The organism is Flavobacterium sp. (genome assembly GCF_035299005.1).
In the GTDB taxonomy this organism is placed as follows: Bacteria; Bacteroidota; Bacteroidia; order Flavobacteriales; family Flavobacteriaceae; genus Flavobacterium.
In genome coordinates, this window is sequence record NZ_DATGXL010000004.1 from 180,375 (window position 1) to 195,937 (window position 15,563).

General features: G+C 33.7%; 13 protein-coding genes and 1 pseudogene. All 14 read left to right on the forward strand.

What is annotated here, in order from left to right; genetic code table 11:
* Complete coding sequence (locus VK164_RS02220; RefSeq protein ID WP_231836801.1) at positions 1-1,248, forward strand: HlyD family efflux transporter periplasmic adaptor subunit; 1,248 nt, start codon at positions 1-3, stop codon at positions 1,246-1,248.
* Between the two features lie 2 nt (positions 1,249-1,250).
* A complete protein-coding gene (locus tag VK164_RS02225) occupies positions 1,251-2,498 on the forward strand; it encodes an efflux RND transporter periplasmic adaptor subunit (RefSeq protein WP_324207794.1) in 1,248 nt (415 codons plus the stop codon).
* Between the two features lie 14 nt (positions 2,499-2,512).
* Positions 2,513-3,757, forward strand: a complete 1,245-nt coding sequence (locus tag VK164_RS02230; RefSeq protein ID WP_264369094.1) for a hypothetical protein — start codon at positions 2,513-2,515, stop codon at positions 3,755-3,757.
* 10 nt (positions 3,758-3,767) lie between these two features.
* A complete protein-coding gene (locus VK164_RS02235) occupies positions 3,768-4,328 on the forward strand; it encodes a helix-turn-helix domain-containing protein (RefSeq protein WP_026726771.1) in 561 nt (186 codons plus the stop codon).
* Positions 4,329-4,406: 78 nt separating this feature from the next.
* A complete protein-coding gene (locus VK164_RS02240; RefSeq protein WP_264369095.1) occupies positions 4,407-6,944 on the forward strand; it encodes a heavy metal translocating P-type ATPase in 2,538 nt (845 codons plus the stop codon).
* Between the two features lie 18 nt (positions 6,945-6,962).
* Positions 6,963-7,301: pseudogene (locus tag VK164_RS02245) on the forward strand (MerC domain-containing protein); the annotation flags it as partial.
* 51 nt (positions 7,302-7,352) lie between these two features.
* The gene (locus VK164_RS02250) at positions 7,353-7,571 is read left to right on the forward strand and encodes a GDCCVxC domain-containing (seleno)protein (RefSeq protein ID WP_026726769.1); all 219 of its coding nucleotides are present in this window, start codon (positions 7,353-7,355) and stop codon (positions 7,569-7,571) included.
* Between the two features lie 17 nt (positions 7,572-7,588).
* The gene (locus VK164_RS02255) at positions 7,589-9,835 is read left to right on the forward strand and encodes a multicopper oxidase domain-containing protein (protein WP_324207795.1); all 2,247 of its coding nucleotides are present in this window, start codon (positions 7,589-7,591) and stop codon (positions 9,833-9,835) included.
* Positions 9,836-10,057: 222 nt separating this feature from the next.
* Complete coding sequence (locus VK164_RS02260; RefSeq protein WP_324207796.1) at positions 10,058-10,897, forward strand: RteC domain-containing protein; 840 nt, start codon at positions 10,058-10,060, stop codon at positions 10,895-10,897.
* A 116-nt stretch (positions 10,898-11,013) separates the two neighbouring features.
* Positions 11,014-11,316: a helix-turn-helix domain-containing protein gene (locus tag VK164_RS02265; protein ID WP_324207797.1), complete on the forward strand. Its 303-nt coding sequence runs from the start codon at positions 11,014-11,016 to the stop codon at positions 11,314-11,316.
* Between the two features lie 281 nt (positions 11,317-11,597).
* Positions 11,598-12,518 (forward strand): transcriptional regulator, encoded by a 921-nt coding sequence (locus tag VK164_RS02270; protein WP_324207798.1) that lies wholly within the window; start codon positions 11,598-11,600, stop codon positions 12,516-12,518.
* Positions 12,502-13,161: an ATPase gene (locus VK164_RS02275; protein WP_324207799.1), complete on the forward strand. Its 660-nt coding sequence runs from the start codon at positions 12,502-12,504 to the stop codon at positions 13,159-13,161. The genes VK164_RS02270 and VK164_RS02275 overlap by 17 nt, the downstream gene beginning before the upstream one ends.
* 202 nt (positions 13,162-13,363) lie before the next feature.
* Positions 13,364-14,029: a hypothetical protein gene (locus tag VK164_RS02280; protein ID WP_264369101.1), complete on the forward strand. Its 666-nt coding sequence runs from the start codon at positions 13,364-13,366 to the stop codon at positions 14,027-14,029.
* 339 nt (positions 14,030-14,368) lie between these two features.
* A complete protein-coding gene (locus VK164_RS02285) occupies positions 14,369-15,562 on the forward strand; it encodes a di-heme oxidoredictase family protein (RefSeq protein WP_324207800.1) in 1,194 nt (397 codons plus the stop codon).
* Position 15,563 lies beyond the last annotated feature (1 nt).

Consider the following 15,563-nt stretch of genomic DNA (forward strand, 5'->3'; position numbering starts at 1 on the left):
ATGAATAAGTATATAAAATATGGTTTGATTCTAGGTATAATAGCAATAATCGGTTCTGCTATTTATTTCTATGTCATAAAACCTGAAGTACATGACGCAAGCTCTCATCAAAACGTTGTCTATACCTGTTCAATGCATCCGCAAATTATTAGAGATAAACCTGGAAACTGCCCTATTTGCGGAATGACTTTAGTAAAAAAAGTAATTGACAATCATGCTATTGAAGATTATAATATTGAAAATGTCATCAAGCCAACAGATAACTTTGTAGTGGGTAAATTTCAAACTATAACAGCAATAGATTCAACTTTAAGTGGTGAAATCAATCTTCCTGGCACTGTCGCTTATGACCCAAATTCAGCGGTAAATATTGCAGCAAGAATAAGTGGCCGAATTGAAAAAATATATGTGAATTTTAAATACCAACGAATTAATAAAGGACAAAAATTATTTGATTTATATAGCCCTGAACTTTTAACTGAGCAAGAAAACTTTATTTATTTACTTTCAAATGATATTGATAACAGCTCAATTATTGAGGCATCAAAACAAAAGTTGTTGCTTTACGGTATGACTCAAAATCAAATAAGTGCTTTAGCTAATTCAAAAAAAGCCAATCCTAAAATAGCCATTTACAGTCCTTCTAATGGAATTGTCATAGGGTCAGAAACAATGGTTACTCCATCAAATTCTGCAATGCAAAGTATGAATAACAGTACTGAAAAACTTGAGTTAAAAGAAGGAAACTATGTCAAAAAAGGAGAAGTTGTGTTTAAATTAGTAAATACTGATAAAGTTTGGGGAGTATTCAACATTACTCAGGAAAGCAGCAGTTTTATTGAAGTCAATCAAGCCATTAAAATAACTTCTGAACTCAATGCTGAAGAATCAATAGAAGCGAAAATAAATTTTATTGAAACACAATTTAATGCTACCGACAAAACCAATAGAATTAGGGTTTATTTAAACAACAATACACTCAAATTGCCGATAGGTTTGAGATTGCAAGGTATTATAAAAACACGGTCAATTAGCGGTCTTTGGATACAAAAAAACGCATTGGTAAGTACAGGTAATAAAAAAATTGTTTTTGTTAAATCTCACAATGGTTTTAAAGCAACACCGGTAAAAACAGGGTTTGAACTGAACGGTTATATTCAAATCATTAAAGGTATTTCTGTTAGTGATACTATTGCAAAAAATGCACAATATTTAATCGATAGCGAAAGCTTTATTAAAACGGAGTAAGTATGAAAAATTTAAATCAAATAGGCATCTTTTTATTGCTTTCCCTAATATTTACAGCTTGTAATTCTTCTAAAAAAGAAGACCATTCTCAGCATGAGAATAAAAAAGAAGACCACTCTCAACATGATAAAAATAAAGAAACTACTTTTTATACATGTTCTATGGATCCTCAAGTAAAAGAAGATAAACCCGGCAAGTGTCCTATTTGCCACATGGAGTTAACACCCATAAAACAGGATGATAGTGAGGTTAACCAAATAAGTTTAAGTAAACAACAAATTCAACTTGGTAATATCACAACTCAAGTTATAGGACAAACACAAAACAATTTAGAACAAAACTACACAGGTGTTTTAACATTCAATCAAGAAAAATCTAAAACCTTTTCTTCAAAAGCAATGGGTAGAATTGAAAAATTATATTTCAAATCCACTGGTGATTACCTATCCAAAAACCAGCCTGTCTTTCAATTATACAGTGAGGATATTGCAATAGCAAAACAAGACTATTATACAGCATTTAAACAACTGGAAATGCCCGGTAATTTTGGAAAAAACGCAAAAAATATAATGAATGCCGCCAAACAAAAACTCTTATTCTATGGTTTGTCCAATACTCAAATTGAGAATATTAAAAGTAATAAAGATGTTTCCCCATATACCACATTTTATAGCACTGTCAGCGGCACAGTTTCAGAAATAAGTACTGCTGAAGGAAGCTATATCATGGAAGGCGAACCAATCATCAAAGTAACTGATTTGAATAAACTCTGGCTTGAAACACAAGTTAATATCAACTACTTCAAAAGCCTCAAAATAGGCCAAATTGCTACAATAACATTTGTCGATTTCCCTGATAAATCAATAAGCGCTAAAATCTCATTTATCAATCCTGAAATAAACCCGGAAACCCGTTTACTTTTGATTCGATTTGAAATACCAAATCAAAATCTAATTTTAAAACCGGGAATGCAGGCCATTGCAAAATTGATGATTTCCGGCGGTAAAGGAATATACATTCCCACCGATGCAGTAATTAGAGAAGAAAACGCATCCTTCATCTGGGTAGAAAAAAAACCGGGTGTTTATGAAAATCTAATGGTAGAAACAGGAATTGAAACTAATGGACTGATAGAAATCAAAACAAAAATTGCCAATGGTCAAAAAGTAGTGATAACGGGTGCCTATGCCATCAATAGCGAATATAAATTCCGCAAAGGCAGTAACCCGATGGAAGGAATGAAAATGTAATTTAAATAGTAAGAATGAACAATTTTAATCAAATAATACAGCAATACAAAAACGATACAGAGAGTGTTTATAATACTTGGTTTGTTGACAATGACCAACGGTTAAAGGCATTCAGAACTATCCGCCGCGGAATTATTCAGGTTGTTGAAGATATCAAAAACAAATCATTCCCAAACGATTTTAAAAATAGCAGCTTAGAATTTGTACTGAATTGCATTGCCGAGCAAAAACAGGTATTTGTTGGGGTTTCACATCCTTTTTATTGGAAACCAAAACTCCGAATTCCTGATATCTATGAAAATCAAACCAATAAAATTGCTTTTGGCCAATTCTTAGAAAATTGTATTAACGCAAAAAATGAAGAACAGGTACTTAAAGAAATTGTTAAACTGGACGAATTACGCATCAAAGGATTGGGGCCGGCCGTTGCCAGTATTTTGTATTTTTTGCACCCAACGTGGTTTCCTCCTTTCAACACGGCAATTGTAAATGGTTTTAATTTTTTATTCAAGGATAAAAAAAAATTGGGGAGCTGGAGTGAATACTTAAAAATTAGAGAGACACTACTGGAAACAAATTCAAAATTCAAATCGGAACTATCCAATGATTTAGGTGCAATCGCAGGATTGTGTTTTGAAATTGGGACTCAAAAAATGCTAATAGGAAATGATGATTATCTGAGTGAAGAAGAGCGTCATAAATTGGAAAAAAACATAGTAAAACGCCAAAAAGAAATTATCGAAGAAAAAAAAGAAGATAATCTGCATAGTGAAATGCAATACCATCTATTGAAAATTGGGGCATCATTAGGATTCGATGTTACACCGGCAAGTAATGATAAAAGCAAAGCTTTCAACGGACAAAATTTTTCTTTTATCTCTATAAATAAATTCCCTGAATTACCTTGTGACAAAGACACTCAGAACACCATCAAACTCATAGATGTTTTATGGTTTGAAAAAGGAACTGACAACATTATCGGAGCATTTGAAGTAGAAAAAAGCACTAGTATTTACTCTGGGATTTTGCGTCTTTCAGATCTTTATTTCAGTATTTCTGATGGTGATGAAGTATTTTATATCATAATCCCTGACAGTCGCGAAAAAGATGTCATTCAGCAACTCAATAGACCTGTTATAAAAAATTCAAAAATGAATATTAAATACATTCTCTTTTCAGAACTAAGAACCAATTGTGATGCAATTTGCAAATTCGGTACAGACCATTCGATCATGGATAAAATAGCAAAAACAATTTAATAACTCAATGATGAAGCTACACATTAAAAATATGGTATGCAGCCGCTGCAAGATAGTAGTAAAATCTGTATTTGAAAATATGGGCATCAATCCTGTTTCAGTTGATTTAGGTGAAGTTGAATTGAAAAATGACATTCAGGAAATCCAAAAAAACGAATTATTAAAAAAGCTTCATGCTGTAGGCTTTGATTTGATTGATGATAGGAAAAGCAAAACTATCGATAAGATTAAAACATTGATTATTGATTTGGTTCAAAATAAAAACAATCATTTAAAAACAAATCTATCCGAGTTTCTATTCCAAGAGCTACACCAAGACTATAATACCTTGAGCAACCTCTTTTCCGAAGTAGAAAACACAACAATTGAAAAATACTTCATTAATCTGAAAATTGAGAAAGTAAAAGAGTTGATCATCTATGATGAATTATCCCTAAGCCAAATAGCTTACTCTTTAAACTATAGTAGCGTTTCACATTTAAGTAATCAATTCAAAAAAGTAACCGGCTTTTCACCAACACACTTTAAGAATATAAAAACCATTAAACGAAAGCAAATCGAAGACTTATAAATCTTGCAAATCAAACCCAAAATTTTGCAAATACAAAAAGCAGTTATGATAGAAATTTGTATTAAAATAATATAAAAAATGATACATACTTACAGCATTACCGGAATGACTTGCGATGGTTGTCGCTCTAAAGTCGAGAAAGCATTGAATACTATTGATGGTATTGAAGCAAAAGTTTCATTAAGCCCACCAGTGGCCATAATTACTATGGACAAACACATTCCAACATCAAAGTTGCAGGAAGCACTGACGACTGTTGGAAAATACACCATAGAAATGAGCAATGATAAAACTACAGAAGATACTACAACTAATGAATCCGCTGCAAAGTCATGTTGTTCTACTCATGAGCATAATTATAAAAAAGAGGCTGTTATACCAACCAACGCCGCTGGTAAATATTATTGCCCAATGCATTGCGAAGGCGAAAAAGTCTATGACAAAGCGGGCGATTGTCCTGTGTGTGGAATGGATCTAGTCAAAGCACCTGAACTAACCGTAAACAAGACACTATATACTTGTCCAATGCATCCCGAAGTAATTAGTGAAACTCCGGGTTCCTGTCCTATATGCGGTATGGATTTAGTACCAATGGAACCAAGCGAAAGCGAAGACCAAAAAACGTATAAAGATTTGGTAAAAAAAATGAAAATTGCAGTGTTGTTCACGGTTCCCATTTTCGCCATTGCCATGATTGAAATGGCACACAACAATCCTCTATTGCAATTAATGACTGCTTCAAAATGGAATTGGGTACAATTACTATTATCGCTTCCTGTTGTTTTTTATGCCTGTTGGATATTCTTTGTTCGCGCCTGGAAATCAATTATTACTTGGAATCTGAATATGTTCACACTCATCGGAATTGGAACGGGAGTGGCATTTTTATTTAGTTTAGTCGGAATGTTTTTTCCGGATATTTTTCCAAGTGAATTCAAAACAGAACACGGAACTGTATTATTATACTTTGAAGCAACAACAGTTATTCTGACTTTAGTTTTGTTAGGACAATTACTCGAAGCAAGGGCACACAGCCAAACCAGCGGAGCTATCAAAGAATTATTAAAACTTGCGCCAACTGAAGCTACTTTGGTTATTGATGGCGGTGATAAAGTAATATCAATCCACGACATCAAAAAAGGCGATTTATTGAGAGTAAAACCCGGAGATAAAATTCCTGTTGACGGTAAAATAACCGATGGGGAAAGCAGTATAGATGAAGCCATGATTACTGGTGAGCCAATACCGGTTGATAAAAAGAAAGGCGATAACGTAATTTCCGGAACAATAAACGGAAACAAATCATTTGTGATGATAGCCGAAAAAGTAGGTTCCGAAACCTTGCTATCTCAAATCGTGCAAATGGTAAATGATGCCAGTCGTTCACGAGCTCCAATTCAGAAATTAGCAGATAGTATCTCCAAGTACTTTGTGCCAATTGTGGTCATTATATCGGCAATAACCTTTTTTGTTTGGGCAAAATTTGGTCCCGAACCAGCATTGGTGTATGGCTTTATAAATGCTATTGCTGTATTAATTATAGCCTGTCCTTGTGCTCTGGGTCTGGCAACTCCCATGTCAGTAATGGTTGGTGTTGGCAAAGGAGCACAATCAGGCGTTTTGATAAAGAATGCTGAGGCTTTAGAGAACATGAATAAGGTTAATGTTTTAATTACCGATAAAACAGGAACCATCACCGAAGGAAAACCATCTGTCGAAAAAATTTATGCATCCAATAACAACGATAGTGACTTATTGCAAAGCATTGCTTCCTTAAACCAATATAGTGAACATCCATTGGCACAAGCTGTGGTAATTTATGCCAAAACAAAATCCATTTCTTTAATCGAAGTAAAAGATTTTGAAGCCGTTGCCGGAAAGGGTGTTATAGGAACAGTGATTAATAAAAAAGTGGCATTAGGCAATAAAAAACTAATGGAGCAAGTCAAGGCAACAGTTTCTGACGATTTAGAAAACAAAATAATTACCGAACAAAAATTAGGTAAAACGGTTTCATACATAGCCATTGATGGAGTTGCTGTTGGTTTTGTATCAATTACAGATGCTATTAAAACTTCTAGCAGAGACGCAATAAAAGAATTAATGCAACAGGGTGTCGAGGTAATCATGATGACTGGTGACAATGTTAATACAGCCAAAGCAGTTGCTGATGAATTGGGATTAACAACTTATAAAGCAGGATGTTTACCCGAAGACAAACTCAAAGAAATTAAAAAAATACAAGCCGAAGGCAAAATTGTGGCCATGGCAGGCGATGGTATAAACGACGCACCGGCATTAGCCCAAGCTAATATTGGAATTGCAATGGGAACTGGAACAGATGTCGCTATAGAAAGTGCCAAAATAACTTTAGTCAAAGGAGATTTACAAGGCATTGTAAAAGCTAAGAATTTAAGCCATGCTGTTATGAGAAATATTAAGCAAAATCTATTTTTTGCCTTTTTCTATAATGTATTGGGAGTACCAATCGCAGCTGGAGTTTTATATCCTGTTTTCGGTATTTTACTATCTCCTATGATTGCAGCTTTAGCAATGTCTTTCAGCTCTGTATCCGTAATTGTAAATGCATTAAGATTAAGAAGTTTAAAACTCTAATAAAAAATAATAAAAAGAATGAAAATAGCAAATAATATAGATAAATTCGGAACAATTGGTATGTTCTTCACAGCAATATTTTCACCTTGTTGCTTTCCACTTTTTGCATTTGCAGCATCTGCTTTAGGTTTAGGTAGTTTTGAACTTTTTGGCGGATGGACGATGTGGATTTTTCAAGGTATGGTTCTAGTTTCTGTTATTGGTTTTTTTCTTTCCTATCATAGGCATAAAAGTCTATATCCTTTATTAATAGCAATTCCAAGTACATTGGTCATTTTTTACAGCTATTATTTTTGCAATAATGATTATCAAGTATATTTTTTATATGCTGGTATGTTTGGGCTTCTTATTGCTACAATAGTTAATTATTACAGAAATAAACTTCATAATGGTTGCGACACATGTACCATCTACAATGGTAAATTAGTAGAACTAAAATCAAAAATTACATGTCCAAATTGCGGTCATAAAAAAGAGGAAATAATGCCTACAAATGCCTGCGAGTTTTTTTATGAATGTGAAAATTGTAAAAAAAGATTACGTCCATTAGAAGGGGATTGTTGTGTATACTGTAGTTACGGAAGTGTAAAATGCCCGCCAATTCAAGTTGGAACTGGTTGTTGTTAAAATATAAAATATTACTTATGAAAATTAAATTATCAATTCTTATAGCATTTACTACATTAAGTATAACTGCTCAAAAAATAGTACGATACGATTTATACGTTCGCGATACAATTGTCAACTATTCTGGAACTGAAAAAAGAGCTATTGCGGTGAACGGTCAAATTCCAATGCCAACCTTAACTTTTACAGAAGGTGATATTGCCGAAATTTATGTACACAACGAATTAAAAGAAAGCACATCGTTACATTGGCACGGACTATTTTTACCTAATAAAGAAGATGGTGTACCAAATTTAACGCAAATGCCTATCAAACCCGGAACAATTCATAAATACACTTTCCCAATCATACAAAACGGAACGCATTGGTATCATTCACACTCAGGATTACAAGAACAAATCGGAATGTATGGTATGTTCATTATGAATAAAAAAGAAAACGATCCTACTTTTAGAAAAGGTATCGATGATTTACCAACTGTTCCTTTAATTTTAAGCGAATGGACCGATTTAAAACCCGAAAACATTCATCGAATGTTACACAACGCAACCGATTGGTTTGCCATCAAAAAAGGCACAACACAAAGTTATGCGGAAGCTATTAGGCAAGGTCATTTCAAAACAAAAATTGCCAACGAATGGAAACGAATGAACGCAATGGATGTAAGCGATGTATATTATGACAAGTTTCTAATTAATGGTAAAAATGAAAACCAATTATCGCAATTTAAAGGTGGTGATAAAGTTCGATTGCGAATAGCAAATGGCGGTGCTTCATCTTATTTTTGGTTGACTTATGCTGGTGGAAAAATTACTGTAGTTGCCAGTGATGGTAACGATGTTGAACCAGTTGAAGTTGATCGATTATTGATTGCAGTATCAGAAACCTATGATGTTATTGTTACAATTCCTGCCGATAATACTTCCTACGAATTTTTAGCAACTCCAGAAGATAGAACTAAATCAACTTCATTATACATTGGCAATGGCATCAAACAATTAATTGCTCCTTTACCTAAATTAAAATATTTTGAAGGTATGAAAATGATGAATGGCATGATGAAAATGAACGGCGACTTGGACGATATGGGAATGAGTATGTCCTTAAACCAAATGGATATGAATGTAGTAATGTATCCAGAAATAACTGGTGCTACAAATGCAAAAAACAAAGAAAATGAGAGTAGTATGGAAATGAAAAATGACCATTCCAACCATAATCAAAATCAATACAATGCCAATAAGCTATCTAGTATTACAACACTCAACTATGCAATGCTAAAAGCAACTGATAAAACGACATTACCCAAAGATGCACCAGTAAAAGAACTTCGTTTTGAGCTTACAGGAAATATGAACCGATACGTTTGGAGTTTAGACAATAAAGTAGTTTCTGAAACCGATAAAATACTTATAAAAAAAGGAGAAAATATTAGAATTACGCTCTACAACGGTTCCATGATGCGCCATCCCATGCATTTACACGGACATGATTTTAGAATCATTAACGGACAAGGGGATTATGCACCTTTAAAAAACGTAATGGATTTAATGCCAATGGAAACCAATGTAATAGAATTTAATGCTAATGTTGAGGGCGATTGGTTTTTTCATTGTCACATCTTGTATCACATGATGGCAGGTATGGGTAGAATTTTTACGTATGAAAATCAAGAATCAAACCCATTAATTCCTAATCCAAAATTAGCCCAACGCAAATTGTACGCAGATGACAGAGCTTTTCATATCATGGCTGAAAACGATTTTGCTACTAATGGAAACGATGGTATGGCAATGATTCAAAATACACGATGGAGTTTAGGTGCAGAATGGCGTTTAGGATACAATGACATGCACGGTTATGAAGCAGAATTTCATTTAGGAAGATATATTGGAAAAATGCAATGGTTAATGCCCTTTATCGGTTTTGATTGGCGTTACCGAGATATGGAAGGTGAGATAGAAAAAAACATTTTCGGACAAAAAAACACCAAAGACCATAGAGCTGTTTTAAGTGCTGGATTTGCCTATACCTTACCCATGTTAGTTCAGTTTCAAGCAGAGGTGTTTCAAGATGGAAATCTAAGATTACAATTAATGCGAGAAGATATCCCTGTTTCCAAACGATTACGAATGGGCTTCATGGTCAATACTGATACCGAATACATGCTAGAAGCACGATACATTCTAAAACGAAATCTAAGCCTAAGAACACATTATGATAGTGATATGGGATTCGGAGTTGGGGTGAATTTAAATTATTGATTTTAAATTAGTATATGAAATCCAACACTACGCTAAGATTTTAGACAAGAAGATTAGTGAGGATATGCAAATATTGAAAGCAAAATTCAAAGCTAATATGCAAACGCAAAGTAAATCAGTTAATTACTAAAATATTATAGATATTGTAATATTTTTAAGATTTTATTTACATTTAATTTAATAGATTTTAGTTTATTTTGACAAACTAAAATCTATTTTTTTATGATAACAACTATAAAAAACAACTCTTTGGTAGATTTTGAACACGAACTTTCTCTAATCCTTAACTCAAATTCTAATGAAGTAGAAAAAGCAAAAAAGATTATTATTTTCATTGAAGACATTTTAAAACAATTAACCGACTGGCTTAAACATCACGTCTTCGAAACCATTCAAGAAGAAATCAAATTCTTCAAGGAAATCAAACCCAATATTGTTGCTAAACTTATTTTCTATAAAGAAATACTTTTACTTGTTGCAACACTTCCCTTGGATAAGAACAAGAGAGTAAAACATTATGAAAAAAAGGTAGATGCAATAAATCAGTTTCATAGAAAAAACAGAGAATTCATCAAATACATTAAAAGCCAATCTACTCATTTTGATGAATTGTATTTTTCCAGGAAACAGTACAAAGACATATTTTTAAATGATTGCTCCGTGATTATTCATGATGCTAAAATATGTACTTCGCATGATTTTTTATTAGCGGAAGTAATTGCTTATGAATTGCTCGTATTACACATCGAAAACCGCATTGATAATCTCAATCAATCATGTGCAATTACCAACAATCAATTCAAATCTAATCTACACTGGACAGCCAAAAAAGTAGATTTAATCGAACTTATTTACGCCTTACATGAAGCTAAAGTTTTCGATAACGGTCAAGCCGACATCAAAGAAATCACCCACGTTTTTGAAAAAGCGTTTCAAATCGATTTAGGTGACAACATCACCAGAAGCTTCATCGATATCAAAAACCGCAAAACAGATCAAACCCGATTTTTAAATCAGTTGCAAGCTGCACTAGAAACCAAAATCGAAAACGATTTAAACTAAAAACAACTAATTCCACTCAAAAAGCATAAAAATCGTTCCCAAGTTGGTACCAACTTGGGAACTTTTCTTTTTCAAATGCAATTGTTTTGTACCAAATAACTTCAAAACATAGCATTATGAACTTCAATCACAAAGCCCTGTTCCCTGAAACAGACAACATCGAACTATTACAACACCAAATTGTAACGAAACGAGATTTACTCAACTTTGGAAATCTACTTCTGAGTGAAATCAAAAACACAAACAACACCGACACTTCACCTAAAGCTTGGCTCAAATCAACCGAAGTACGCAACATCTTAAAAATCTCCCCAGGAACTCTACAAAACCTCCGCATCAACGGAACGCTAAAATACAAACGCATCGGTGGCATCATCTACTACAACTACGAAGACATTGTAAAAATGCTAGAAAAGTAATATGGAAGGAAACACAAACACCTGTAACGGCACCTGTGAAGTTTGCACCTGTAAATCGAAAATTGATTTTGTCATGTCGAGCGCAGTCGATACACCTACGAAGTAGGCTAATCCTTGAACAAAGTTCAAGAATCTATACAACCTATGCAAAGTAAAACACCTAAAAACAAAACCTATGTTTCTATGTGGTAAATCCTAAACTACAAAGTAGTCCAAACCTTTTAAGCGCAGCTTAAAACCACAACCTGAAACTTGAAACCTTAAACTTTTAAACCTAAACCATGAACTACATCAAACACCTAACCGGCTTCTTCGAAAAAGTAAGCGCCGATTACGACCTCAACCCAACCCACATAAGCCTCTACATGGCCATATTCCAATTATGGAATCAAAACCGCTTTCAAAATCCAATCAGCATTTCGCGAGACGAACTTATGCGTATTAGCAAAATTGCATCTACAGCAACCTATCACAAATGCATGAAGGATTTAACGGATAGAGAATACGTGATTTACAAACCATCATTCAACCCGTTCAAAGGGTCAATTTTGGAAGTCTGCAACTTGGATTTTTACACCAAACCAGTTCCGAAAAAAGAACTAAAAAAGCGTGCAACCAAGTCAAAAAATGACCAAGTCATTGAACAGGTTAATGAACAGGTTACTAAACAAGCTCTAAACAAGCATCAAACAAGCTCTAAACATGTACCTTATATAAACAATATAAACAATACAAACAGTATAAACATAGCTAAGCAAGAAAATTTAAAAAATGAAAAAAAATTAATTTTTACAAATTCAATTTTTGATGAGGTTCAAGAATCGGATTTAAAAGTTGAAAAAGAAAAAGAAAAAAAGTTGCGCGAAAAAAAGAAAAAGATTGAGGAAGCTGCTTTGTCAAGTCGAGCGCAGTCGAGACCTCCAAAACCCACTTTGGAAGAAGCTCAAATCTACTTCCTTGAAAAAAAATTTCCCGAAGTTGAAGCACAACGCTTTTTCAATTACTTCGAAAGCAACGGCTGGCTAGTTGGTGGCAGAACCAAAATGAAAGACTGGAAAGCAGCGGCAAGAAATTGGATGCTTAACACAAAGAAGTTTGGAAACAAACCGAATAATTCTGTTAGAACAGAAACCAAAACAATAAATCTTAATCCAAACCACCTTCACGTAACAAATCAAAAAAATTATGGAGAAGCACTTTAGTACCATCAAAGACACTTTCGTTATTCAAAACGGAATCAAAGTCTACAACTTCAATTGGTGCTTAAACTACATCGAGTACCAGGGAAAACTCATCTACGGTCGTTATTTCAAGATTGAAACCATTGACCACCAAACCATTCTCAAATTGGTAATTTATGCCATTCGAGACGAAAAAAAGGCTCAGGAATTAAATTTAGACCTCAACAAAGGTATTTTATTATCGGGACCAATTGGATGCGGGAAAACGTCAATTATGGCGTTAATTCGACCATTTTTTTACCACAAACACGACTACAAAATCAAAACTTGCAGAGAAATATCATTCGAGTTCGCAAAAAACGGCTTCGAATCACTCCAGAATTACATCCAAAAAGAACACACACAATCGCGTTTAACCGGCTACTGTTTCGACGATTTAGGAGCCGAACAAAACATAAAACACTACGGCAACGACCTCAACGTTATGGCAGAAATTATCATTTCACGCTACGAAGACTTTGTGCAAAATAAATCCATCACCCATATCACCACAAACCTCTCCGCAAGCGAAATCGAAGCACTCTACGGCAACCGCCTCCGCTCAAGGATGAGGTCAATGTTCAACCTAATCACCTTCAGCAATGAATCCAGGGATAAAAGATAATTTTCAATATTTCTAAAGAATTGAATTGTCATACTGAGCTTGTCGAAGTATCTCCTACGAAGTAGGCTTACTTTTAAGCGCAGCTTAAAACCACCCAGACAACCGACAACCAACAACCGAAAACAAAAAAATCCGTCAAACCCGCGCTTGAAAATCCGCTTCATCCGCGTGCCAACCAAGTGCAACGTAAAATCCGATAAAAATGAACAAACAATTAAACCCTCGCCAAATAAAAACCATCCAAAACTTCTGGACATGGTTCCAACAAAACGAACAAGCAATTTACCATGCCTACAAACTGGGAATTAATTCCGATGAGGTAATAGAAAACCTACATCGAAACCTCAACTATGTTTCAAAAAGAATCGTCATTTACATTTATATGCAAAACAATCAGCCTAACAAATTTTGTGTATTATTTTCTGCTCACGGTTACCGTAAACTATTCCCTAAAATAATTGCATTAGGTGAAAAAACACCAAGATTAGAATACTTCACAGCTCACACATTTCTAAAGCCATTATGTGCCGAAAACAAAAACCAATTTTCAGACAAATTGATAGAGATGATTAAATCAATTTTAATAAAGTTAGAAGACTACAATACAGCTAGTAAAAAAATCATACTAACACTTTATATGCCTGAAAACATTTCAAATGAAGACAAGTTATATTCAAAAAAATATGTAAAATTATTATTGCGATTTACTTTGGGTGAAATAATCTTCAAAAAGCACATCAAAGAAGTTTATTTCAAACCTATACCAAGAAACACAAACGGCTTACTCTCACTATCAGAACTTCCTGAATTCATTGACTATCTTGCTAAAATCAACTACAGCAGAAAACTAAAAATTTTCTTCGAATGAGGAAAACCGTACGGTTTTATATAAATCCGTACGGTTTTACGTATGCTTAAAACTTTTTTAAAATTTACTTTTGTTTTAAATACATATTATCTATAGTGTGAACTATACAAGGATTGTTAATTACACCTTTATAGCTATCTACATATTCATTATCTCACTACTTATGTTCTTTTATGTTTTATGATTTAATATCTTTTTTTGTAACGAAATAAACACCAATAATTAGATTTTTTGTCATATTCCATTAGTTATAAATCTTTTTCATACTATATTTTTTTTATTTAATTTGTGTTTACCTAATTAATATTTTAGTTTTGCCTAAAAATAATTATTAGAATAATGAAAACAATTTTTAAGCAAATAACAACTCTCTCGTTTTTATCGATTATGCTTATCTCGTGTGAAACAAGCTATGTAGATATTCCAGCTGACGATGAAGTTTTAGATGGAACAATTGATGGTTTATCAAATGAAGAATTAGCAAGGTTTTTAAAAGGTGATGTAGCTTTTACGGAAGTCTTTACACGACAAACGGGTTTAGGGTCAACATTTGTTGCAACAAGTTGTATTAGTTGTCATGCAGGTGATGGAAAAGGACACCCTTTTACTACACTAATTCGTTTTGGTCAAGCTGATGAATTTGGAAATACCTTTTTACATTTAGGAGGTCCACAACTACAAAATAGAGCTTTACCAGGATATACTCCTGAACAAATTCCTTTTGGAGCTACATTTTCAAAATTTACACCACCTGCAAACACAGGTTTAGGCTTTTTACAATACCTTACAGATGCTGATATTTTAGCAATGGCAGACCCAAACGATTCAGATGGTGATGGTATTTCGGGTGTACCCAATTGGATAACTATCCCAAGCTATATTAACCCTGAAAATGCAGTAACTCAAAACGGAAAATATATTGGACGATTTGGTAAAAAAGCGGCAGCTTTTAATTTATTGCATCAAACAGTAAATGCTTATAATCAAGATATGGGAATAACATCAACTTTTAATCCTATCGATGTTTACACTAATGAAGAAATTGACCCAGAAGTAGCAAATGTAACGGTTAATGATTTAGTGTTTTATCTTAAAACATTAAAAGCACCTATTCAAAGAAATCAAAATGACACAGAAGTAATTCAGGGTAGAAATGTATTTGAACAAATTAATTGTACAGGCTGTCATAAATCAAATTTAACAACTGGATATTCACCAATAACTGGATTATCATTCAAATCATTTTCACCTTATACAGATATGCTTTTGCATGATATGGGAAGTGGTTTAGATGATGGTTACACAGAAGGTATTGCAAAAACTTATGAATGGAGAACGCCACCTTTGTGGGGATTAGGACTTTCTGCGAATTCACAGGGAGGTCAATATTTTTTAATGCACGATGGAAGAGCTCGTAGTATTGAACAAGCCATTTCTATGCATGGTGGTGAAGCAACTAGTAGTAGAACCGCATTTAATAGTCTTTCTCAAGCAGATAAAAATGCAGTACTAAAATTTTTAAAATCCTTATAAA

What these genes read in the sequence shown, in the direction of transcription:
- VK164_RS02220 (WP_231836801.1), top strand. Translation starts at nt 1, where the DNA reads ATGAATAAGTATATAAAATATGGTTTGATTCTAGGTATAATAGCAATA.
- VK164_RS02225 (WP_324207794.1), top strand. Translation starts at nt 1,251, where the DNA reads ATGAAAAATTTAAATCAAATAGGCATCTTTTTATTGCTTTCCCTAATA.
- VK164_RS02230 (WP_264369094.1), top strand. Translation starts at nt 2,513, where the DNA reads ATGAACAATTTTAATCAAATAATACAGCAATACAAAAACGATACAGAG.
- VK164_RS02235 (WP_026726771.1), top strand. Translation starts at nt 3,768, where the DNA reads ATGAAGCTACACATTAAAAATATGGTATGCAGCCGCTGCAAGATAGTA.
- VK164_RS02240 (WP_264369095.1), top strand. Translation starts at nt 4,407, where the DNA reads ATGATACATACTTACAGCATTACCGGAATGACTTGCGATGGTTGTCGC.
- VK164_RS02255 (WP_324207795.1), top strand. Translation starts at nt 7,589, where the DNA reads ATGAAAATTAAATTATCAATTCTTATAGCATTTACTACATTAAGTATA.
- VK164_RS02260 (WP_324207796.1), top strand. Translation starts at nt 10,058, where the DNA reads ATGATAACAACTATAAAAAACAACTCTTTGGTAGATTTTGAACACGAA.
- VK164_RS02265 (WP_324207797.1), top strand. Translation starts at nt 11,014, where the DNA reads ATGAACTTCAATCACAAAGCCCTGTTCCCTGAAACAGACAACATCGAA.
- VK164_RS02270 (WP_324207798.1), top strand. Translation starts at nt 11,598, where the DNA reads ATGAACTACATCAAACACCTAACCGGCTTCTTCGAAAAAGTAAGCGCC.
- VK164_RS02275 (WP_324207799.1), top strand. Translation starts at nt 12,502, where the DNA reads ATGGAGAAGCACTTTAGTACCATCAAAGACACTTTCGTTATTCAAAAC.
- VK164_RS02280 (WP_264369101.1), top strand. Translation starts at nt 13,364, where the DNA reads ATGAACAAACAATTAAACCCTCGCCAAATAAAAACCATCCAAAACTTC.
- VK164_RS02285 (WP_324207800.1), top strand. Translation starts at nt 14,369, where the DNA reads ATGAAAACAATTTTTAAGCAAATAACAACTCTCTCGTTTTTATCGATT.